At 46.3% G+C, this 22,330-nt stretch carries 17 protein-coding genes; 6 read left to right on the top strand and 11 right to left on the bottom strand.

What is annotated here, in order from left to right; genetic code table 11:
- Positions 1–31: 31 nt before the first annotated feature.
- Positions 32–4,183, bottom strand: a complete 4,152-nt coding sequence (locus QEP08_RS14930; protein WP_285059204.1) for a hybrid sensor histidine kinase/response regulator transcription factor — start codon at positions 4,181–4,183, stop codon at positions 32–34.
- A 49-nt stretch (positions 4,184–4,232) separates the two neighbouring features.
- Positions 4,233–5,348 (bottom strand): glycoside hydrolase family 26 protein, encoded by a 1,116-nt coding sequence (locus QEP08_RS14935; RefSeq protein WP_285059205.1) that lies wholly within the window; start codon positions 5,346–5,348, stop codon positions 4,233–4,235.
- A gap of 202 nt (positions 5,349–5,550) precedes the next feature.
- On the opposite strand from QEP08_RS14935, the gene lipA reads away from it, so the two are divergent.
- The 3 genes from lipA to QEP08_RS14950 all read left to right on the top strand — a co-directional run bounded on the left by lipA (position 5,551) and on the right by QEP08_RS14950 (position 7,960).
- A complete protein-coding gene (gene lipA / locus QEP08_RS14940) occupies positions 5,551–6,429 on the top strand; it encodes a lipoyl synthase (protein WP_285059206.1) in 879 nt (292 codons plus the stop codon).
- A gap of 99 nt (positions 6,430–6,528) precedes the next feature.
- On the top strand, positions 6,529–7,080 hold the full coding sequence (locus QEP08_RS14945; RefSeq protein ID WP_285059208.1) for an RNA polymerase sigma factor: 552 nt from the start codon (positions 6,529–6,531) through the stop codon (positions 7,078–7,080).
- A 1-nt stretch (position 7,081) separates the two neighbouring features.
- Positions 7,082–7,960, top strand: a complete 879-nt coding sequence (locus QEP08_RS14950) for an anti-sigma factor (protein ID WP_285059210.1) — start codon at positions 7,082–7,084, stop codon at positions 7,958–7,960.
- Here the strand turns inward: QEP08_RS14950 and QEP08_RS14955 are convergent.
- The 5 genes from QEP08_RS14955 to QEP08_RS14975 form a co-directional block, all read right to left on the bottom strand.
- Entirely contained in the window at positions 7,957–8,880 is a 924-nt protein-coding gene (locus QEP08_RS14955) for an NAD(P)H-hydrate dehydratase (RefSeq protein WP_285059211.1), read from the bottom strand. The genes QEP08_RS14950 and QEP08_RS14955 overlap by 4 nt on opposite strands.
- Before the next feature lie 21 nt (positions 8,881–8,901).
- Positions 8,902–11,745 (bottom strand): excinuclease ABC subunit UvrA, encoded by a 2,844-nt coding sequence (gene uvrA / locus QEP08_RS14960; RefSeq protein WP_285059213.1) that lies wholly within the window; start codon positions 11,743–11,745, stop codon positions 8,902–8,904.
- 82 nt (positions 11,746–11,827) lie between these two features.
- Positions 11,828–12,880, bottom strand: a complete 1,053-nt coding sequence (locus tag QEP08_RS14965; protein WP_285059215.1) for a ferredoxin--NADP reductase — start codon at positions 12,878–12,880, stop codon at positions 11,828–11,830.
- 43 nt (positions 12,881–12,923) lie between these two features.
- Positions 12,924–13,637: a LytR/AlgR family response regulator transcription factor gene (locus tag QEP08_RS14970; protein WP_285059217.1), complete on the bottom strand. Its 714-nt coding sequence runs from the start codon at positions 13,635–13,637 to the stop codon at positions 12,924–12,926.
- Positions 13,634–14,647, bottom strand: a complete 1,014-nt coding sequence (locus QEP08_RS14975) for a sensor histidine kinase (protein ID WP_285059219.1) — start codon at positions 14,645–14,647, stop codon at positions 13,634–13,636. The genes QEP08_RS14970 and QEP08_RS14975 overlap by 4 nt, the downstream gene beginning before the upstream one ends.
- Before the next feature lie 241 nt (positions 14,648–14,888).
- On the opposite strand from QEP08_RS14975, the gene QEP08_RS14980 reads away from it, so the two are divergent.
- On the top strand, positions 14,889–15,326 hold the full coding sequence (locus QEP08_RS14980; RefSeq protein ID WP_285059221.1) for a DUF6223 family protein: 438 nt from the start codon (positions 14,889–14,891) through the stop codon (positions 15,324–15,326).
- Positions 15,327–15,384: 58 nt separating this feature from the next.
- On the opposite strand, the gene QEP08_RS14985 is transcribed toward QEP08_RS14980, so the two are convergent.
- The gene (locus QEP08_RS14985) at positions 15,385–16,008 is read right to left on the bottom strand and encodes a lytic transglycosylase domain-containing protein (protein WP_349019041.1); all 624 of its coding nucleotides are present in this window, start codon (positions 16,006–16,008) and stop codon (positions 15,385–15,387) included.
- 538 nt (positions 16,009–16,546) lie between these two features.
- On the opposite strand from QEP08_RS14985, the gene QEP08_RS14990 reads away from it, so the two are divergent.
- Positions 16,547–18,022: a pseudouridine synthase gene (locus QEP08_RS14990; protein ID WP_285059225.1), complete on the top strand. Its 1,476-nt coding sequence runs from the start codon at positions 16,547–16,549 to the stop codon at positions 18,020–18,022.
- Between the two features lie 6 nt (positions 18,023–18,028).
- A complete protein-coding gene (locus QEP08_RS14995; RefSeq protein ID WP_285059227.1) occupies positions 18,029–19,141 on the top strand; it encodes a lactonase family protein in 1,113 nt (370 codons plus the stop codon).
- A gap of 18 nt (positions 19,142–19,159) precedes the next feature.
- Here the strand turns inward: QEP08_RS14995 and bshA are convergent, their stop codons facing one another.
- The 3 genes from bshA to tilS all read right to left on the bottom strand — a co-directional run bounded on the left by bshA (position 19,160) and on the right by tilS (position 22,287).
- The gene (gene bshA / locus QEP08_RS15000; RefSeq protein WP_285059228.1) at positions 19,160–20,305 is read right to left on the bottom strand and encodes an N-acetyl-alpha-D-glucosaminyl L-malate synthase BshA; all 1,146 of its coding nucleotides are present in this window, start codon (positions 20,303–20,305) and stop codon (positions 19,160–19,162) included.
- 85 nt (positions 20,306–20,390) lie between these two features.
- Positions 20,391–20,876 (bottom strand): hypothetical protein, encoded by a 486-nt coding sequence (locus QEP08_RS15005; RefSeq protein WP_285059230.1) that lies wholly within the window; start codon positions 20,874–20,876, stop codon positions 20,391–20,393.
- Between the two features lie 55 nt (positions 20,877–20,931).
- Entirely contained in the window at positions 20,932–22,287 is a 1,356-nt protein-coding gene (tilS, locus tag QEP08_RS15010) for a tRNA lysidine(34) synthetase TilS (RefSeq protein WP_285059232.1), read from the bottom strand.
- Positions 22,288–22,330: the final 43 nt, after the last annotated feature.

Below are 22,330 nucleotides of genomic sequence, written 5' to 3' on the forward strand. Positions count from 1 at the left end.
TTACTAATATAAGCAGAATGTTCCTGAAAATCTACTGATTGGAATGTTCCGCATATTTTGAAGGCAAAACACCAAACTCCTCTTTAAACGATTTGACAAAGTTCTTCGTGGTCTTAAACCCAACCTTGTAGCAAATCTGGGATACCGTCAGCTTGCCCTGCTCCAAAAGCTGCGCTGCCCTTTTCAGCCGGTATGATTTGATAAATTCCAGTGGTGTTTTACCAGTAAGTGCAACTATTCTCTTATACAGTGTTACCCTGCTCACCAGCAGGAGATTACTGAGCATGTCTACTGAAAAATTACTGTTGTCGATGTTCCTTTCTATCTCCTGCAGTACCTGCTGGAGAAATTGCTCATCGGGACTTTCGATCTCCACAGTCAGGGGCTGCACTTCCACCTGTTTTTGATAAAGCTTTCTAAAAGAATCCTGCTGAACCAGGATGTTCCTGATCTTGGAATTGAGGATCTCAAAGCTGAAAGGCTTGGTCATGTAGTCTGTGGCGCCGGTCTCCAGTCCGGTAAGCTCTTGCTCCTCCCCGGTTAACGCCGTCAGCAATATGACCGGGATCTGCATGGTCCTGGAGTCTGACCTGATCTTTTTACAGAGCTCAATACCGGTCATTTCCGGCATCGATATGTCGCTGACGATAATGCTTGGGTGATAGAACAGCGCCTTCTGCCAGCCTTCCTTTCCATTTCCCGCCTCTATTACATTAAAATCTTCTTTTAAATTGTCCTTCAGGTAAAACCGCAGATCGGCATCATCTTCCACCAGCATCACGGTGGCCTTTTTGGAAGAAATGGTGACCTGCACGGTTTGGGAACCGTCCAAACTTTCTTCGGCAATGAGGTTGTCGACAAAATTCTCCGGGCCGCTCTTTTGTTCGCGGAGCTCTTCAAAGGGCAGCAGGATGGTGAAACAGCTGCCCACACCCTCATCACTTTCCAGAAAGATCTCCCCGCCATGCAGTTTTACAAATTCTTTGGTAATGGCCAGGCCGATACCACTGCCCTGGTTGATGATCGAATCGGGAATGTCATTCTGAAAAAAGCTCTCAAAAATCTTGTCCTGTTTTTCCTTGGCGATGCCAATCCCGCTATCCCGCACCCTGATCTCGACCATGTACTGGTCTTCCATGATACAATCAACCGAAACATTTATTTTACCATTGTCCAGGGTAAATTTAAAACTGTTGGACAGCAGGTTGAACAGGATGCGCTCTATTTTATCGTGGTCAAAATTAACCTTCAGCATTTCGTAAGCCGCATTGAAGCTGAGCTGGATATTTTTTTGTTCGGCAATGTCCTTAAACGAGTAAGTGATGTCGCGGATAAAAGAAATGATGTCGCCCGGTCGCTTTTGCAGCTTGATCTCTTTAAGCTCCATTTTTCTGAAATCCAGTAACTGGTTGACCAGGTTGAGCAGCCTTTTCGCATTTTTCTGGATCAGCGAGACCTGCTCTTTCAGCTGATGATCATAAGACCCTTTGAGCAATTTGTCTATCGGAGCAAGTATCAGGGAAAGCGGCGTCCTGAATTCATGGCTTACATTGGTCAGGAACTTGATCTTCATTGCGTCCAGTTCCCTGTACCTTTGGGACTCTACCTTTTCCTGCTCGATCAGCCGCTGTATTTCTTTTTTTTCCTGTTCTGCTGCAAACTGCAATTTGAGCTTCCGGATACCCCGGTGCCTGAAATAATACAAGGCAGCGGCGCCAAGCAGAAAATATAAGATATAAGCCAGCGTAGAAGTATACCAGGGATGCAATATCCTGATATTAAGGGTCACAGGTATGGCTTTAGAAAGATCTTCGGTACTGGAAGCCCGTACTTTAAATACATAGTCGCCTGGATCCAGATTGGTATAAGTAGCCTTACGCAGGTTGTTGTCTGCGAGGATCCAGGTCTTGTCAAAGCCCTCCAGCATGTACTGGTGCTTTACCTTATGCGGACCGATATAGTTTAAAGAAGCAAATTCTATGGAAAACACGTTTTGATCGTGACTCAGGGTAATGTTCCTGGTATCAAAAATGGATTGCTTGAGGATCACCCGGCCATCTATGGCCGCATTGGCAGTGACGCTTTTGTTGAACAGCTGAAAATCTGTGATGAACAGTTTAAATGCGTGGCTGTAAGTCTTTATATCGGCAGGATGAAAAATATTGATACCGTCAGCACCGCCGAAAGCGAGCTCGCCGGTCTTCAGTTTTACCGAAGCGATGCGGTTAAACTCCTTACCCTGCAAACCATCATTTTCATCAAAATTCTTAAATATGATCCCCAGTTTTTTTTTATAATCGACAGAGATCCGCGACAGGCCATTGGAAGTACTCACCCAAAAGTCGCCACTGTCATCTTCCTGGATGTCCATAATGTTATTATCCGGCAGCCCGCTTTCCACGGTATAATTGTAAAAGGTCCGGGTGTCCGGATTGTAAATACTCAGTCCGTCCCGGGTACCAATCCACAGATAACCCTTGCTGTCTTCAATAAAGCTGTTGATGTTGTCATTGACCAGGCTGTTGTCGTTATTGGCATTGTTGATCATCCGCACGAACTTTGTACCACCCTTAGGCAATACATTCATGCCATAGGAAGTACCGATCCAGATGTTGTGCTTTGAATCTTCAATGACCTTAAAAACATAGTCTGAACTGATCTGCTGATCGTGCTGACCATAACGTTTAAATTTCTTTGACCTGCGGTCAAACAAGTTCAGCCCCCCGCCCATTGTCGCGATCCAGAACCTGCCGCTGGAATCTTCGAGAAAATCTGATACTTTATTGTCGCTCAGGCTCTGCGGATCGGCGGCGTTGTATTTGTAATGAATGAATTTGCCATTGTCCATATAATCGAATCCGCCGGTGTAGGTCCCGATCCACAGCTTTTCAAAACGGTCAATGTAGATGGCCACTATAGCGTCATGCGACAGACTGTTCGGGTTGTCCGGGTCATGCCTGTAGGACCTGAACTTATTGGTTTTCCGGTTGTAATAAACCAGTCCCCTTCCATTGGTGCCAATCCAGATATTTCCCAGTTTGTCTTCAACCATTCTGTTAACGTCGCTGTAAATCAGGCTATTCGGGTCTGAAGAATGTTTGATCAGGTTGAACTTGATGACATTTGGGTGGTAAAAGTTGACGCCCTTTCTAAAAGTACCGATCCACACCATACCCAGATTATCATAGTAAATACTTGAAATGCTGTTCTGGCTCAGGCTCTTGCTGTCGTCCTCATTGTTCAGCAGGTACCGGATACTGAAATCCTTCTTGTCAATCAGGTTGATGCCGCCATGGTCTGTACCGATCCATATCTTACCGGTATTGTCCTGGATAATACCAGTTACAATATCCGAATTGAGTTTTACGTCAGCAGAGTTTTTGCTGATCTTCTTCAGCAGGTTTTTAGCAGGATCAAAATAGTAAACACCTGTTGATGTGGAGATGTCATAGATCCATACCAGCCCCTGCTGGTCTATAAAAAGACGATAAGTATCACTTTCCCGGTTAGAAAATTTACTGGAAAGGTCTATCCGCTGGGTAACCGTCCCTGTGCCCTTTTTGAGCAGTTCAAGTGTACCCTCCGCATGGATCAGCCATGCATTGCCGGCCTTGTCTTCAGCAAGGTCTACTACCGGGCTTGCGGAAATGGAATTTTCTCCGCGGATCTCATGTGAAATTCGCAGTGTCTTTTTTGTGGCAGGATTGTACCGGTACAATCCTGTGGTTTCAGAAATGAACCAGAAACAACCTGATTGCCCCTTTTTCAGCGTGAGTACCGAACTTTCCGGGATGCCATATTTTTCCAGCTCCGGTTGGATATTGTGGTCAAACAGCTCTGTCACCGGGTCATAAATATCCAGTCCGGCGCGGGTTTCAATCCAGAGCTTTTGATCCGGCCCCTCAGCAATATTGCGGACATCGCTGTCGCTAATGGTGGACTTGCTCCTGACGCGGTGCCGGTACACCTTAAAGCTATAGCCATCATAGCGTGCCAGACCTGCCATTGTACCCAGCCAGAGGAATCCTTTTGCGTCCTTATAAAAACAGTTGACGTCGTTGTGCGGAAGCCCGTTGTTGATGTCCAGGTGGGAAAACTGATATTGATTGTACTGAGCCGTTGCTGTGATGCCTAAAAGCATGCCCAGCCAGATACATACACCTATTTTTAGTTTCCGTTGCATTCCCCTTTTGTCTTTCGCCCCCTAAGGGTCAATCGTTAATATACAAATACTATTTATAAATTCCTTTCAGGTCTTTCTCAAAAAGTGTATACGGATCATCATAAAATTTTTTAAAATCAGGGTTGTTTGGATGGCCCGGATAAGGGGCGTAGAAATGAGTAGGGCTGTGGGTATCATTGCGCCACACGAGCACATAGCACAGTCTGACCCTATCGCTTTTCATCACCTTTAGCAGCACATCGTTCCACCAGACAGGGTTGGTCAGCGATTCCAGCCCGGTTTCAGTGAATGCGGCAAGTTTTCCGTTCTTTTCAGCGAGCGCTGACACGATCTGCAGTTTTTTTATGGCAGCGTCAAGATTATATTTCCCATCCCGGCCCATGTCACCATAATTGTCCATGCCCAGCAGATCTACCCATTCATTGCCCGGATAACGCTCCAGGTACTGTTCCTCAGTTTTGAAAGTATTGTCCGGCGAAAAGGCATAAATAAAATTGTGAACCTCTGCCGTGTCCCGCAGGTAAGATACCGTGAATTTCCACAAAGCCCTGAACTCGTCCGGGGTACAGTGCGATTTGCCCCACCAGAACCAGTCCCCGTCAAACTCATGATAAGGACGGAAAATTACAGGTATTGCTTCACCGTTTTTACCTTTCAGGCTTTTGGCCCAGTCCGCTATGGTCTTTAGTATAGCAGTGTATTGCTGATGCGCCTTTCCGCCCGGGATGATGTATTTTACCGCAGGCAATGACACAGAATCCTTCCAGTAGAACCCGCCTTCAGACACCGGGTTGGAAAAATGCCAGGCAATAGTGGTCACCCCGCCCCTGTTATAGGTATCCGTCACGAGTTTTTTTAGTTTTGACTTTGTTTTTTCGATCTCCGCAGCAGACCTGCCCGACAAGTCCGAAAGGTCAACACCGATCACAGCCGGATGAGTACCGACAACGGACTTCACGTCAGAACGGTCAGCATCCCCTGACCAGCCATGACCATACTCTGTAGCATGCTGATGACCGAACAAAGTGTGTTTTTCGGAAAGCTTATACAAGTTATTGAACAAGGCGATGGTCTCTTTGGTAGCCATCGGGTCTATAGGCATTCGCTGTTGTGCGGGCAGCATATTGCAGTACAGCAAACCCAAAAGGATAAAAAGACATTTCATATTCATAATAGCTAAACTTACTGTTTTTTAAAAAAGGCTTAACCTGCCCGGTGTATGAATCCGTAAAAGTATCGCCACAGCTAATCCTGAATGCTAAAAAATGGGGTTCCAAATGTTAAGTCCGGATCAGAACTCCGAACATTTACATCCTGCTAACATTTCATATTTATAAAATTCAAACCCTATTGTGTAACTTTGCAGCATGATCGCACTTCCGGTTGTTTCAGAAAACCCAGTACAACGTAAACCAGATTGGCTAAGAGTAAAGCTTCCTGTAGGTAAAGAATATGCGCAGGTACGCAGTTTGGTGGACACGCATAAGCTCCATACCATTTGTGAAAGCGGCAACTGCCCTAATATGGGAGAATGCTGGGGAGCCGGCACGGCTACCTTTATGATCCTGGGCAATATCTGTACCCGGTCATGTTCGTTTTGTGCTGTGGCCACCGGCAGACCGCTGGCTGTAGATACTGATGAACCTAACAGGGTGGCCAATTCAGTAAAACTGATGCAGGTAAAACACTGTGTGATCACTTCGGTAGACCGGGATGACCTGAAAGACGGCGGATCCATCATCTGGGCGGAAACCTTACAGGCCATCAGAAGAGAAAGTCCGGAAACCACACTGGAAACCCTGATCCCTGATTTCAGGGGAATATGGGACAACCTCTACCGCGTACTCGAGGAAAGACCGGAAGTGATGTCCCACAATGTGGAAACTGTAAAACGCCTCACTAAACAGGTGCGCATCCAGGCCAAATATGACAGGAGCCTCGAGGCCTTAAAACGCATCTCTGAGTTTGGGCTGAGAACCAAAACCGGAATCATGCTGGGCTTAGGTGAAACTGAAGACGACGTACTGGAAGCCATGGACGATCTGGTAGCCAATGGTGTCCACATCCTGACCCTGGGCCAATACCTGCAGCCAACAAGAAACCATCACCCGGTAGTAGACTGGATCCACCCGGACCAGTTTGCCAGGTACAAAGAAATTGGTTTATCAAAAGGGCTGAAGTATGTAGAAAGCGGCCCGCTGGTCCGTTCTTCATACCATGCAGAGAAGCACCTTTTTGACATGTAGTCCATTTTTCTTAGCACTTCTGTGTTATTTTTCGTCTAATTGCTTAAAAAAACAAATGCGCCTTTGTTCTTGTTCTAGTTTCTGTATATTCGTAATCGATTGGCAGCAACTAAAAAGATATCACTCTCCGAAGAAGAGCTGGTGCGTAGACTGAAAGCTCAGGATACCATCGCTGTTCAAGCCCTGTACGACATGTATTCGGGCGCGCTGCTTGGGGTTATTTCAAGGATCATTCCCCAAACGGAACTTGCTGAAGACCTTTTACAGGAGACTTTCATTAAGATTTGGAATTCGGCAAACAGTTACGACAGCAACAAAGGCCGCTTATTTACATGGATGATGAACATTGCGCGCAATTTATCCATAGACAAAGTACGTTCCAGGGATTTCAGAAACTCGGGGAAAAACCAGGACATAGAAAACAACGTAGATTTCATTGACTCGCAAAAAGAGATTACTTTTAATGCGGATCTTCTGGGACTTAAGGATATGGTGACTGCCTTAAAGCCGGAATTTAACAGTGTACTCAATATGGTGTATTTTAAAGGATATACCCACGTGGAGGCAGCAGAAGAATTGAATTTACCACTGGGTACGGTTAAAACACGTATCCGGATGGCTATTATGGAGTTAAGAAAGCATTTTAATTAAAGTGGAAGAAGGAAAAGCATATATTGAATCGGGCATACTTGAACTTTACGTTCTGGGGCAGTTGACTGCACAGGAACAAGCTGAAGTTGAAGCAATGGCGGTACAATATCCTGAAGTGAAGCAGGAGATTGACGCAATTGAACGTGCTATGGAACAATATGCCCTGGCACAAGCGGTGCATCCTGCGGAAGGACTGGATCAAAAAATCCTGGCCAGGATCAACAGCGAAAAACAAAGTACAGCAGAAACTTTTGAAGTACCAGCCAGCGTACCTGCTAAAGCCAGTGACGCAATTGTCGTGCAGCTAAACAGAGACGATAACTATGAAACTAAGGTCCGGAGGTTGCGCATTGCGCTGGCGGCATGTGTCGCCCTGCTCGTAGTGAGTGCAGTCGCCTTATTTTCAGCACGTACAGAACTGGACAGCGCCAAAGATCAGATCGCTGAACTGAGCCTTGACAAAGAGAAATTTACAGCTACCGTGAATTACATGAAGCAGACCAATGCCGCTTTGCAGAAGATTGCCGACATGACCGCTGATCCGAACTGGAAGTTTGTGAAACTGGCGGGCACCCCTATGGATCCAAAAGCCAGCATGATGGTTTACTGGCATACTACAGGCAAACATGTGATGATGGACAACAGGAAGATGAAGCTTCCTGCAACAGATAAAGAGCATCAGTACCAGCTTTGGGCTTTGGTAAACGGCAAACCTGTTGATCTTGGTGTGTTTGATGTCAACGCTGACAGCGCACAAATATTGGTCAGCATGAAAGACATTGCAGCTGCCCAGACCTTTGCTGTGACCCTGGAGAAACGCGGCGGAAGTCCAAGCCCTACGATGACCCAAATGATCGTAGCAGGCAATGTTTCTATTTAACCGAAAAATGCTTTTACTGTCTTTGGAAGCTGTAGGGCAAGCCTGGATGCACTAACATTAAAACTACCCTCTGCCAGCTGATCTCCTGCTAAACCGTGAAAATAACAGCCCAGTACCGCCGCATCCCTGGCAATATATTTCTGAGCGGTGTAAGCGGTAATGATCCCGGTCAATACATCGCCCATTCCACCCTGCGCCATCGCCGGGTTACCTGTAGGGTTGATGTAAACCGTCCCCCCGGTATCAATCACAAAAGTATACCTGTTCTTCAGGACGATCGTTATTTTGCGCTTTCTGGCCTGTATTACCGCGGTTTGAATACGCGCCCACCAATTCTCCTGCATACCAAACAGCCGGTCAAATTCCTTCATATGCGGTGTCAGGATACTATCTTTGGCCAGGTGCCTGAAATGCTGCTTACTTTTCGCCAGAAGAGTCAGCATATCGGCATCTGCGACAACAGGCATCTTTGATGCCTGTACCGCTTCTACAAGTACTAAATCCGTCAAACTGCTGCCAATATCCGGAAACAACCCTGGGCCGATAGCGATGGCATCGTAGTGTTTGAAGGCCTTTCCCTGACCGAGGTCTTTTTTATCAATATACATCACTTCCGGAAGCAAGGTATTCAATGCTGTCAATCCGCTTTCGGGAATAGCAGCAGTAGTCAGTCCGGCGCCGGCATGCAGGCATGCCATGGCACATAACAGCGCAGCGCCCATAGTCTGCGGCGCTCCGGCAATGATCAGCGCATGGCCATAGGTACCCTTATGGCTAAACTGTTCCCTGGGTTTGAATAAAAGTCTAATGTCTTCAGGTCTTATCATGCGAAAATCACCCTCAGCTTGCATGCCCGCTACAACAGTTGCAGAATCAGGCGCGGAGGCATCAGGCAAAAAATCATTGAGTTTGGCTTTCATCACACCAGGTATTTATAACAGCTACAATCCCATTTCTTTTTTCAAAAACTTGCCGGTTAAACTGATCGGGTTCTGGATCAGTCCTTCAGGCGTGCCTTCAAAAATGATCCTGCCCCCACCGGCACCGCCTTCTTCACCCAGGTCAATAACCCAGTCGGCCACCTTCACCACATCCAGGTTATGCTCGATCACCAGCACTGTATTTCCCTTGTCTACCAGCTCGTTCAGTACACCCAGCAGCACATTGATGTCTTCAAAATGCAGGCCGGTAGTCGGCTCATCTAAAATATAAAACGTACTGCCGGTATCTTTTTTAGAAAGCTCGGTAGCGAGTTTCACCCGCTGCGCCTCCCCTCCGGAGAGGGTGATGGACGACTGCCCGAGCGTGATGTATCCCAGGCCCACGTCTTTCAGTGTTTTGATCTTACGGTAAATGACCGGCATATTTTCAAAGAATTCGCAGGCGTCTTCAATGCTCATGTCCAGCACATCACTGATTGATTTGCCCCTGTAGCGTACCTCAAGGGTTTCCCGGTTGTACCTTTTACCCTGGCATTCCTCACAAGGCACCTGCACATCAGGCAGGAAATTCATTTCTATCACCTTCATACCACCGCCCTGACAGGTCTCGCAGCGGCCGCCCTTTACGTTAAAAGAGAAACGGCCGGGCTTATAGCCCCTGATCTTTGCCTCGGGCAATTGCACGTATAAATTCCTGATGTCTGAAAATACGCCGGTATAAGTAGATGGATTTGACCTCGGTGTACGCCCGATAGGCGCCTGGTCTATTTCAATTACCTTATCAATTTCCTTCAGCCCGCTGATCTTTTCGTAAGGCAAAGGATGTTTTTTGGCCCTGAAAAAATGATGGTTCAGGATCGGATAAAGCGTTTCGGTGATCAGACTGGATTTACCGCTTCCTGATACACCGGTTACCGTAATGAATTTTCCCAGGGGAAAATCCACAGACACATCTTTTAAATTGTGACCGCTGGCCTTGATAATAGAAAGCTTACGGCCATTGCCTTTCCGGCGTTTTTTAGGTACTTCTATAGACTTTTGGCCATTGAGATAAGCAGCAGTGAGTGTTCCTGATTTAAGAATCTCGGCTGGCGTACCCTGCGCCACGATCTGCCCGCCATGCACTCCTGCTGCAGGCCCCACATCAATCACATGGTCAGCCTCCAGGATCATGTCCTTATCGTGTTCCACGACCAGTACGGTATTGCCCAGGTCTCTTAAATTCTTTAAAGCGCTGATCAGCCGTTCATTGTCACGCTGATGCAGGCCAATGCTCGGCTCGTCGAGAATGTACATGACATTCATCAGCTGCGAGCCGATCTGTGTAGCCAGCCTGATCCGCTGTGCCTCCCCGCCGGACAAAGTACGTGCAGTACGGTCCAGGGACAAATAATTCAATCCTACATCGCTCAGAAAACCCAGCCTGGCCCTGATCTCTTTCAGAATCTCTTTGGCAATGGTATTCTGTCTTTCACTCAGCCTGTTTTCCAGATCCACATACCAGTGCTTCAAACTGCTGATGTCCATTTCAGACAGCTCAAAAATATTCTTGCCGTCTATTTTAAAATGCAGGCTTTCTTTTTTCAGCCTGGCGCCATTGCAAACCGGACAAGTCTTCAGTTTACGGAAAGCCTCCATATCATCGGATGCCCCTTCACTTTTACGCTCCTGCTGTTCCTCAAGCAATTTGATGATGCCGTCAAAAGTAATCTGGTAATTCTGTACATTCCATTTGTTGTATTCTACCGCTACACTGAGCAGCTCGTGTGTACCATTCAGAATGATGTTGATATTTTCCTCCCCCAGCTTTTCAATCGGAGTGGATAAAGAGAAGTTATATTTTTTGGCCAGTGCCTTCAGCACCTGGAACATCCATACATCCCGGTATTCGCCTAAGGGAGCAAGCCCGCCGTTGAGGATGCTGAGCTTGGGGTTCGGAATTACAGAATCCCGGTCGATCACAAAGATATAGCCCAGACCATCACAATTCTCGCATGCCCCGTAAGGCGAGTTGAACGAGAAACTATTGGGCTGAGGCTCATCATAAGAAATCCCCGTAGTCGGGCACATCAGGAACTTGCTGAAATGGGAAACATTGTTTTCTTTATCACTGATCTTGATGATCCCTTTACCCAGGCGCATGGCCGTTTGCAAAGAATCCTGCATGCGCTTCACATCCTTACGGTCTGCCAGCAGACGGTCTACCACGATCTCAATGTCGTGGATCTTGTACCGGTCGACCTGCATTTTTGGAGTAATGTCCTGGATTTCCCCATCAATCCGCACCTTTACATAACCCTGTTTGCGGATCTGCTCAAAAAGCTCCCGGTAATGACCTTTACGCCCTTTAACAACAGGCGCCAGGATATTGACCGCCATATTCCCGTATTTGTTAAAAATATTATTCAGGATCTGGTCCTCGCTCATGCGTTCCATTTTCTCACCGGTATTGTAAGAAAAGGCATCAGCGGTACGTGCGTAAAGCAAACGCATAAAATCATAGATTTCGGTAATGGTACCTACCGTAGAGCGTGGATTTTTGCTGGTGGTCTTTTGTTCAATCGCTATTACGGGGCTCAATCCCGAAACCTTGTCCACATCAGGCCTTTCCATACCGCCCATAAACTGGCGGGAATAGGCACTGAAAGTTTCCATATAACGGCGCTGCCCTTCCGCATAAATGGTATCAAATGCCAGTGAGGATTTGCCGCTCCCGCTTAAACCGGTGATCACCACCAGTTTATTTCTGGGAAAGGAAACGTCTATATCTTTAAGGTTGTGTACCCTGGCACCGTATACTTCTACATCTTTTTGCTCGCCAAGGTCTATGGTAGTTTTGCTCATATATTCTAAAAAACAGGATAAATTGCCAGAAAATCAAGGTTAACAATTTCCTGGCCACAAAGGTAAATCATATGTTTCGCTTTTACCAGACTATTGTCGTCTCATTTTCAGTCGGATGACCGGTACATACCAGAACCCGTCCTGCCGCTATTTCATCGTCGACCAGCACTTCATTGTAGTCCATGCGCACATGCCCTTTTGTACAATTAGCCGTACAAGTACTGCAGATGCCGGCGCGGCAACTGTAAGGAATATCGATATGATGGTCCAGTGCCACCTGCAGGATTGTCCTGTCATAAGGCACGGCAATCCGGTGCTCCTGTCCTTTCAACTTTAAAACAACACTATATGTTGAAGTATCTTTTACCGTTTTCTCAGTCATATCGTCTTCATCTACCTCATCTTCAGGAAGTACAAAAGTCTCCCTCTTAATCTGGGAAATGTCAAATCCAAGTTCCAGCAGTTTGATCCGGCAGGTCACCATATAATCGACCGGCCCGCAAGTATAGAACAACGCATCCGCCCGGTCATACTCCAAATATTCGTGTACGATCTTTTCAATCAGGAACACATTGAGCCTGGCCATAAGCAGGTTTTTGGCCCCGCTGGAAACATAAATAATCCTGAAGCGGTCAGCAAATTGCCCCTGCAACTGGTTCAGCTCTTCGTAGAACAAGGTCTCATCCACCGACCGGCTGCTGTAAACGAGTATGATCTTTGATTGCTGTTCTGTATACAACGCAGTCTTGATGATGGAAAACAGCGGGGTAATGCCCACCCCCGCGCCAAAAAGGAATACGGTCCTTCTCAATGAAGCCTGCGGTTGATAAGTAAACAAACCATTTGGGGGCAGCGCCGTCAGCACATCCCCGACCGAAGTCCTGTGGTGCAAAAACCGGGAGATCTCACCATTTTCCACCCTTTTGATCGCTATGGACAAGGGTTCATCTACATCCGGCGAACTGCAAAGCGAGTACGACCGCCGCAGTTCCCTGCCATGGATCTCAAACACCAGGGTCAGAAACTGGCCCGCCAGGTATTGCGGTTTAACACCATCCGGAACATCAAAGGTCAATACCAGTGTGTCGCCCGGGGTATATTTCATATGTGTTATGCGCAGCCTGATCAGTTCCATAAGTTGGCAAAATAGCAAATTGCAATCTATTAGGAAACAATTATCAATGAGATTTCAGCACCTTGTTTATATTTTCCCTGAAAGTTTCACTGACAGGAATCTCAGTGGCACCAATGCAAACAAAATCCCGTTTCACCGCTGTAATTTTGGACATGGCCACAAGAAAGGATTTGTGAGTACGTACAAAGGTGCCGGCAGGGAGTTTTGCCTCAATGGATTTTAGCGACATGCGGGTCAAAACAGGCTTAGTGCCCGAGGAAAGGTAAATCTTAATGTAATCTTTGAGACTTTCTATGTAATCAATATCAGCAGCAACGATCTTTACATGTGTATATTCAACATTGACAAAGAAATCATGGTTTTTTTCCGTTGCTGCAGACATTGCGGAGTTCATCATACGGAACAAATCCGCAGCCCGGTTACAGGCTTTCAGGAACCGCTCAAAACTGAAAGGTTTTGTGATATAATCGGCCACCTGAAGGTTAAAACTCTCCACCGCATATTTTTCATAAGCCGTCACCATGATCACCAGAGGCGGGCGGTCCAGTGACTGCAGAAACTGCAGGCCGTTTAACCGGGGCATCTGTATGTCGAGGAAGATCAGGTCAATCTGCTCCTCCTGCAATATTTCCAATGCTTCCAATGCGCTTTTACAGGATTTTACCAATTCTAAAAAAGGAACCTCACTCATGTGGTCCTCAAGCAATTCACGAACCAGGGGTTCATCATCTACAACAATACACCGCATCGTCATCATAGTTTCAATGTTAAATTAATACAAAACAGGCGCTCATCAGTACTTATGACCAGATCGTGCCTGCCTGGATAAAGCAATGTTAACCTCGAGCGGACATTATTTAATCCTATACCGGAACTTTCGTCCTTGCTTGAACCCCTTTCCCCGTCAAATTTGTTCTTTACCTGGAAAACCAGCACTTCCTCCCTCACAGTTAAGCTGATGTCTACAAGCGGCTGGTCCGCGTAACCTGTCCCGTGCTTAAATGCATTCTCGACAAAAGGGATCAGGAGCATCGGTTCAATGCTGCAGCCGGTTTCTCCGGGGGACAGCTCCGTGCGGAATACAATTTTTACATCACGCCCAAACCTCAGTTCCTGCAACGCGATATAGCTCTCCAGGTATTCTATCTCCTGCTGCAGGGATATTTTTTCACCGGCATTGTAAAGCATGTAACGCATCAACCTCGAAAGCATTAAAAGCGATGTCTCGATATCACCGGACTTCTTTCTCGCGAGAGAAACGAGGTTTGTCAATATATTAAACAGGAAATGCGGGTTGATCTGAGAACGGAGGAATTTTAGTTCCATCCTCAATTGCAGGGCTTCATTTTCTTTCTGCAATTTTTCCGCACGGATCTTATCAACCGCTATGCAGTAGAAGACACTGACAATAAATACCAGGACAGAAGGGAAGAGTATGTGGGACCTTGCATCCTGCAGCGCGTCGGGAAACCACCATAAGAGGATATAGAATTTTACCCAGAAAGACAAAATGATCAGTAAAATGGCTGCGACCATATAAATCCACCAGTAAGCTCTGTTCAGAAGCTTTGGATAGAGAAAGAGGGTGTTCCCATAAAAAATGATCATGTGGATAATGCCTGACAGCGTAAAATAGAGTCCCGGAAGCGGGCCTATTTTATACTGGTTGTCTGAATCTGAAACCAGGTAAGGCAAAAAGAGCACAATACTCCAGGCCAGTGGGTGGAGTATGAAATTAAAATACCTGTGTTTAACTATATTTATCATCCATACCAAATCTATTGATTTTATATTTGCCGGAACCTGGCTCCGGCAGCAATACCAAAGATGCAGATCCGACCGGATAACCCCGCATTATAAAGTCGACTGATCTTTTGGACTTGTCGCCACATCTGCCCCTGTTGTCTATTTGTCAGAAAAATCACGGATACCACAGTTAGTTTTGTGCATCATCGAGTGGATGATGCACAAAACTAACTGTAATTTAAACTATAAAAATCCAGGACAAATGAAAAAGCCAATCACATCAGGCAGCACCCTGTTCCACACCATAGCAGCCGCCCTGCTTGTACTTGCCATACCGGCAACCGCACATGCCTCATCAGCAGCGGGCAATATCGGCTCCGGACGATTCTTGCCGACTGTGGCCGCCCTGATAGGACTGACCGGAGTGCTCATCGGCAGATGGGCGCTGATCCACTCCAAGCGCACCGAAAACCGCAAGGTCAAAAGCGGAGCACTGCTGGCTTTAATATCGGGACTGATCAGTTTGGCCATCGGCATGCTGCATGCGGTCAACTCCGCCGGCGGTTTTGGCACCGGCAACGGACTGGCCGGAGCAATTGTGGCCATGATATTGGGGCTGACCGCACTGGTCCTCGGTGGACTGGCCCTGGCCCGGTCCAGGCGGGCCTACACAGACAACAGCACCAAAAAGCCGTTCTGATTTAATCAGAACGGCTTTCCCCAATGTCAACGTCTCTTATTTGTGTGTGTTTAAAATCTTACTGGTATGCCTTAAATGTACTTTCAGCTTTATAAGCCAAAAGCGTTCTAGGCGCCCTGTAACCATAACGTACAGGATCTTCTACGATCTCTTTCATAGAAATCAGCTTGTATACATAGCTGGCAGTTTCACGGTTTAGCTTCATTTTGAAGTAATTGTCCTGATTCTGGCGGTCTATTTGCCTTTTCATATGGTTATCACCCACATTATATGCGGCCGCAACCAATGTCCAGCTATCAAAAATCCCGTAAAGTTCTTTGATGTATTTTGCTGCAGCGATGGTCGATTTGCGCAAATTCTTGCGTTCATCTACCTTTGAATTGACCTTCAAACCGTAAATACGTGCGGTACCCGGCATAAACTGCCAAAAACCTGATGCACCTTTAGGCGAAGTACCTTCCCTCAATCCGGATTCTACCAGCGGAACATATTTAAAGTCCTCAGGTATACCGTATGCCGCAAGGATGGGCTCTATCACAGGAAACCATTCTGCCGCCTTTCTATGCAGGCGATTGGTCTGTAAACGACTGTAGCTGAATGCAGAAAGATAGGTTTTCATTTTGCGCTCTACCCTGGAATCTCCTAAAGGGAGCGTTTCTTCTGCGAAATTTAACTGGGCCATAAGAGATAATGGCACCGGATTTTTTTTTGTTATTGTTACTGTATCTTTTATTGACGTTGTTTTGTCATCTTCCGATTGACTTTTTGCTTCGTGGGGCATGTTGTAAGCAAACACTTTTGCCATAACCAGTAATGCAATTATTACCGTACATGTTATTATGTGTTTCTTTATCATTTTCCTCCTTTTTTTGGTTAATAATATAAAACGCCTGCAAACATACGACATATTATCCTTATTATCAAGCATTTACAGAAATACCTGCGAAAATCGCAGTTTAAATAGCTTTAAAGCAAGTTTTTAAAAGTGATTTATCTGCCTCAAAACGGCGAGTTCAAAAGGCCTGAAAAAGATGCCTTTGTTGTTTAAAATAACTTATTCCGGTATAGGACAGTGCTGCTATTACTTATCCCCCATAAAGAGGAAAAGCAGCGCTGCGTAGAAAGACAATAATCCAAATGACCTGGCAGTTAAAATTGTGGATGAAAGCAATTTTGCCTAACTTTGCCAACCCGCATAATTTTGCGGCTAATAGCGTATCATGACAAAAGACAACAACAGGAACAGTCGGGATGACAAGTCCAAGCCGGGAAACCGAAGCACAACTGGCAGAAGGCCAAGTGGAACAGATAGTTCATACAAAGGCAAAAGCAAGTTTGACGATAAAGAGGGGAAAGATAAGAAATTTGGGGGGGCAAAAGATTTTAAACCCCGTGCAGCGAGGGCTGGTGACAGCAAAGACTTTAAACCAAGAGAGAAGAGAGAAGGCGATTCGAGGGGCTTCAGACCAGGGAACGAAAATGACAGCAAGGATTTTAAACCAAGAGCTGCAAGATCTAGCGATGGCGATTTTAAGCCAAGAGGCCCGAGAACTGAGGGCGATTTCAAACCCAGAGGTGCAAGGAGTTCAGATGGAGGCTTCAAACCAAGGAGTTCGGGAACAGGTGATTTTAAACCAAGATCATCCAGAGATGGCGGTTCCAGAGAAAACCCTCCGGGTGAAAAAACCCGCAGCTATATAAAGAAAGACAATTTCAGTTCCGGAGGTGATCAGCCTTTCAGGAAATTCGATGATAAAAAAGGTTCTGCTTCAAGAACTACTGACAGCAGACCATTCAGAAAAAGGGATGATGAGCAGGGCAAACAGGGCTTTAAGCCTTGGGAAGGGCGCCCAGAGCGCGGTGAAAGCGGAGAACGTGGAGCAAGGGGCAGTCGCCAGGAACGCAACAATACCTGGAACGGCCCGGAAAAAGCGCCGACCATGCGTAGCCGGAAGAATGCCCCGGCTAAAGAGGATGACGGACTGATCCGTCTGAACCGTTACATTTCAAACTCCGGCATTTGTTCAAGACGTAAGGCTGACGAGCTGATTACAGCAGGAGTTGTGTCAGTAAACGGCGTTGTGGTTTCAGAACTCGGCCAGAAAGTGGATCCGTTTAAGGACGAGATCAGGTACAATGGTGAGTTGCTGAAACGTGAAAAGAAAGTTTATGTGATCCTGAACAAACCAAAGGATTACATCACCACTACTGATGATCCGCAGGAACGCAAAACGGTGATGCAGCTGGTGGAAAAAGCGAGCCGCGAACGTATATATCCGGTTGGCCGCCTTGACCGCAATACTACCGGCCTCCTTTTGATGACCAATGACGGTGATCTTGCCGATAAACTCTCCCATCCAAAAAATGGCATTACTAAAATATATCATGTGGAGCTGAGCAAAAGTCTGAGCCAGGGGGATCTGAACAAGATCCAGTTTGGACTGGAGCTGGAAGACGGCATCATAAAACCGGATTCGGTATCTTATGTGACCGGCGGTTCAAAACGTGAGGTGGGCATCCAGATCCATAGCGGCAAGAACAGAATTGTGCGCAGGATATTTGAGCACCTGGGCTATGAGGTAGTAAAGCTGGACCGTGTGGTTTACGGCAACCTGACCAAAAAGGACCTTCCACGCGGAAGGTGGCGCTTTCTGGAAGAACATGAGCTGATACAGATCAAGCATCTGATAAAATAATTAGATATGAAAAGATTCCTTCCTATTCCTGTTTTACTGTTGGCTTTACAGGGCGCCGCACAGCAGAGCAATTACAACCTGTTAATCGGCACTTATACTAACGGCGGAAAAAGTGAGGGGATCTATGTCTATACATTTAACACTCAAACTGGTGATGCTCAGGCAAAAAGCATTGCAAAAAATGTAGAAAACCCGAGTTATCTGACAGTAAGCAACAACAACAGGTTCGTTTACAGTGTCAATGAATCGGGTGAAAAAAGTGCGGTAAGTGCCTTTTCATTTGACGGCACCAAAGGTGAACTTAAGTTTCTGAACACACAGCCAACCCAGGGTGCGGATCCCTGCTACATCATTGCTGATGAAAAGCATGTGATCTCCGCCAATTATTCTGGCGGGAGTGCTTCCGTATTTGGGATTCAAAAGGACGGTTCGCTGGGGCCGTTGAAACAACTGGTGCAACACAGTGGTAAAAGTGTAAATAAGAGCAGGCAAAATGCACCGCATGTGCACATGGCGGCGTTTAGTCCTGACCGTAAGTATGCGTTGCTGAACGACCTTGGGACTGATAAGGTATACATCTATAAATACAATGCCGGGCTTTCCAGGGATGTTCTGGTGCCCAATGACAGTGTAGCTATAACTCCGGGGGCCGGCCCAAGACACCTTACTTTTAGTAAGGATGGGAAATATGCATACCTGCTCCATGAAATGGATGGGGCTGTGACGGCTTTTAGCTATAGCAGTGGCCACCTTAAAAGCATACAGGAAACCAAAATCACCGAGGATGGTTTTACCGGTGAAAACGGGGCGGCGGATATACACCTTTCGCCGGACGGGAAGTTTTTGTATGCCAGCAACAGGGGTACTGAAAATAAGATCACGATATTCGCTGTTGAAAAGGGTGGTATATTGAATAAGACCGGCCAGGTAAGCACGCTGGGAAAAGGTCCGAGAAATTTTGTCATTGATCCCAGCGGTAAATTTTTGCTGGTAGCCAACCAGGGCAGCGATGCCGTGGTGGTTTTTGAACGTGATCTGGTTACAGGTGCGCTAAAAGATACTGGTAAAAGAATCAATGTGGGCGCACCTGTGTGCCTGGTGTTTGCTCCGGTTGAGTAAACCCAGTTCTTTTAAATCTTAAGCATCATGCAGTTTCAGCTGCTCCTGAATTACTTTATTGTAGTAGTCGACATACTGCGGCAGGATCTTCTTCAGGTCAAAGTCCTTTGCCCTGATCAGCGCATTTTCTTTAAACTGTTTCAACACGGCATCATCGCTAAGTATACTGATTGCCTTTGCTGCCATATCATCCACATCACCGACATTGCTCATATAGCCGCAAAAGCCGTTGATGTTCAGCTCTGGCAAACCACCGGCATTGGAGGTGATCGCCGGCACTTTGCAGGCCATGGCTTCCAATGCGGCAAGACCAAAACTTTCAGACTCTGAGGGCATCAGAAAAAGATCAGACACAGAAAGGATCTCTTCTATCGCGTCTTGTTTTCCGAGGAACCGTACATGATCACCAATGCCTAAACTGCGGCACAGCTGTTCGTCAGCGGCTCTTTCCGGGCCGTCACCTACCATTAAAAGTTTTGAAGGGATGACAGCCTGGATCTTTTCAAACGTCCTGATCACATCGGCTGTATTTTTTACTTTCCTGAAGTTTGAAGTATGGATCAGGATGCGTTCATTGTTTGGCGCAATGGCCTTTTTAAAATGGTCTTTTGGCTTCAGACTGAACCTGGTGAAATCTATGAAGTTCGGAATGACCTTAATTTCAGTCTTGATGTCAAAGTGTTTTTCCGTATCGTCCTTTAAGCTTTGGGATACCGTAGTTACGCCATCAGATTTGTTGATGGAAAAGGTCACTACCGGTTTATAGGTCGGGTCTTTACCTACCAGGGTAATATCGGTACCGTGCAGGGTGGTTACAAACGGAATGTTGATGCCATAGGTCTCCAGGATCTGCTTGGCCATAAATGCCGCCGAGGCATGCGGAATGGCATAATGAACATGCAGAATATCCAGTTGTTCAAAACGCACTACATCTACCAGCTTGCTGGCCAGTGCCGATTCGTATGGGGCGTAGTCAAACAAAGGATAGTCCCTGACAGAAACTTCGTGATAAAATAAGTTGGCGGAGAAAAAGTCCAGCCTGGCAGGCTGACTGTATGTGATGAAATGGACCTGATGGCCTTCGTCGGCGAGCGCTTTACCTAATTCTGTAGCAACTACTCCGCTACCTCCAAAGGTCGGGTAACAAACAATACCTATTTTCATTAATGTATTTTTACGATACAAAGTACTGCACTTAAACTGAGCTTTATGTTAAACAATTGCAATTATTTAAATTCACACAGGGATGTTACCTGGACTTCATTTCCGCCTGGATGACCAGGTACATTTCATTGGGCCTTTGGGTACCGATATAATATTCAAAACCGTCGTGGTCTGTGAGTACGATGACGTCTTTACCTGAGGAATAAAACCGGATACTTCCTTTACGGTGCAGGTTGTAGACCGGGTTGTTGAAGAAATAATTGCTGTAGGTGTCTTTTCTGACCGCTGCAACCGTATTGAGGTCTATGATTACTTTTTTGGCGGTCCACAGGCCGTCTATGATGATCTTTTTATCAGTGACAATGGTTTTATACTGGATGAGAAAAAGCAAAGCGATGGAAACACCGATAATGCCAAAACCTACAACCAGGAACAGGTCCTGGGTATTGTCGCGGTCACGTTCATAGACGTAGGCAGCAAAGCAGAATGCCGCCATAACCAGCCTGATACAGATGCGGATATAATCGCGTCCAATGTATTGTTTTTCAAGAAAGGCGTAGCGGTTTCCCATTTGTTTAATTTTGTATAAAGTTACTGGTTTTTTATGGTCTGCTAAAACTGAAGTATTATTCTTGTTTATTCATGTGATAAGATGGCCTGAGTTCGAAAATAATTACTTTTTTTGTGGATGCGGTTACTTTATAACGGTCATCCTGCCTCAATCCGCATACCCAGATCACTTCTCCGTTGCCATTAATCAGCAGGGGAACATGTTCCTTTTCGCTAAGGGGAACCTTTTCATCAATAAAAAAATCGCTTAGTTTTTTAAAAGTCTTCATTCCCACCGGGCTAAATTTATCTCCCGGCTGCCAGGTCCTGATCAGTAAGGGATAGATCAGTTTGACGGCATCAACGAATGCTTTGTTACTGGTTTTCTCAAAAAAAGGAATCGCTGATGAGGAAATAGCTATCTGGTGGCGGGGCAGTTCAATGAAATGGTCGTGCTGATGAATAAAAACTACCGGTTGATTGCTGTGGTCTGTTAAAAGGTCGATGATCAGGTCCTCACGGTCGATGATCAAACGATGGGTATTGCTGTAAAAACGGGTCCCGCTCTGTTTATTGATGGACCGAAATACTTCTGCCACCACGGCTTCAGAAAAACCAAAGGGCTTAAGCAGCTCATACAACAACAATTGCGGCGGATGTAATGCGCTTATTTTTGCTATAGAAAGGTGCCAGTTGTGATCTCCCTGTATTAAAATCTGTTCTCTAAGCGACGCAACCGTATTTTGAAGCACCATTTCGGTTTCGGCAAACCGCCGGACGTTTTGCTGAAAAGTCTGACCGAGACTGGGATTGATCTCTTTCAGCTGCGGCACCACATGGTGCCTGATCTTATTGCGGGCGTAGTCGTCGGACAGATTGGAACTGTCCTCGACATAGTCAAGGCCGTTGCTTTCGATGAGCTGGTCTATTTCTTCGCGTGTTAAAAACAGCATGGGCCTGATCAGTTTGCCTCTTTTGGGCAGAATGCCGTGCAGGCCTGCAATGCCTGTTCCCCTGGTCAGGTTTAACAGTACAGTTTCTGTAACGTCATCCTGATGCTGTGCCAGCGCAATCACTTCATAGCCATGGCCAAGACGGATTTCTTCAAACCAGTGGTACCGCAAAGTTCTGGCCGCCATCTGCGTTGATATTTTGTTTGCGGCCGCATAATCTTTTGTTTTAAAATGCGTTACATGAAAAGGGACATCAAGGGATGCGGCCAGTATTCTGACAAAGCTTTCATCTCTTTGGGATTCGTCTGCACGCAGGCCAAAATTGCAATGGGCAATACCGAAATGGTAACCGGCGAGCTTAAACAGGTGCGCCATCAGCACTGAATCCTTCCCTCCGCTCACAGCCAGCAGGACTTTATGTCCTTCAGAAAAAAGCGCATTGCTGCTGATGTGATCTTTAAAATATTGGAGGGCTAACATCTTTCAAAAATAACAACTAACTTTGTAAAGTGCAGAAAATACG

This window comes from Pedobacter ginsengisoli, from assembly GCF_030244015.1.
In the GTDB taxonomy this organism is placed as follows: Bacteria; Bacteroidota; Bacteroidia; order Sphingobacteriales; family Sphingobacteriaceae; genus Pedobacter; species Pedobacter ginsengisoli.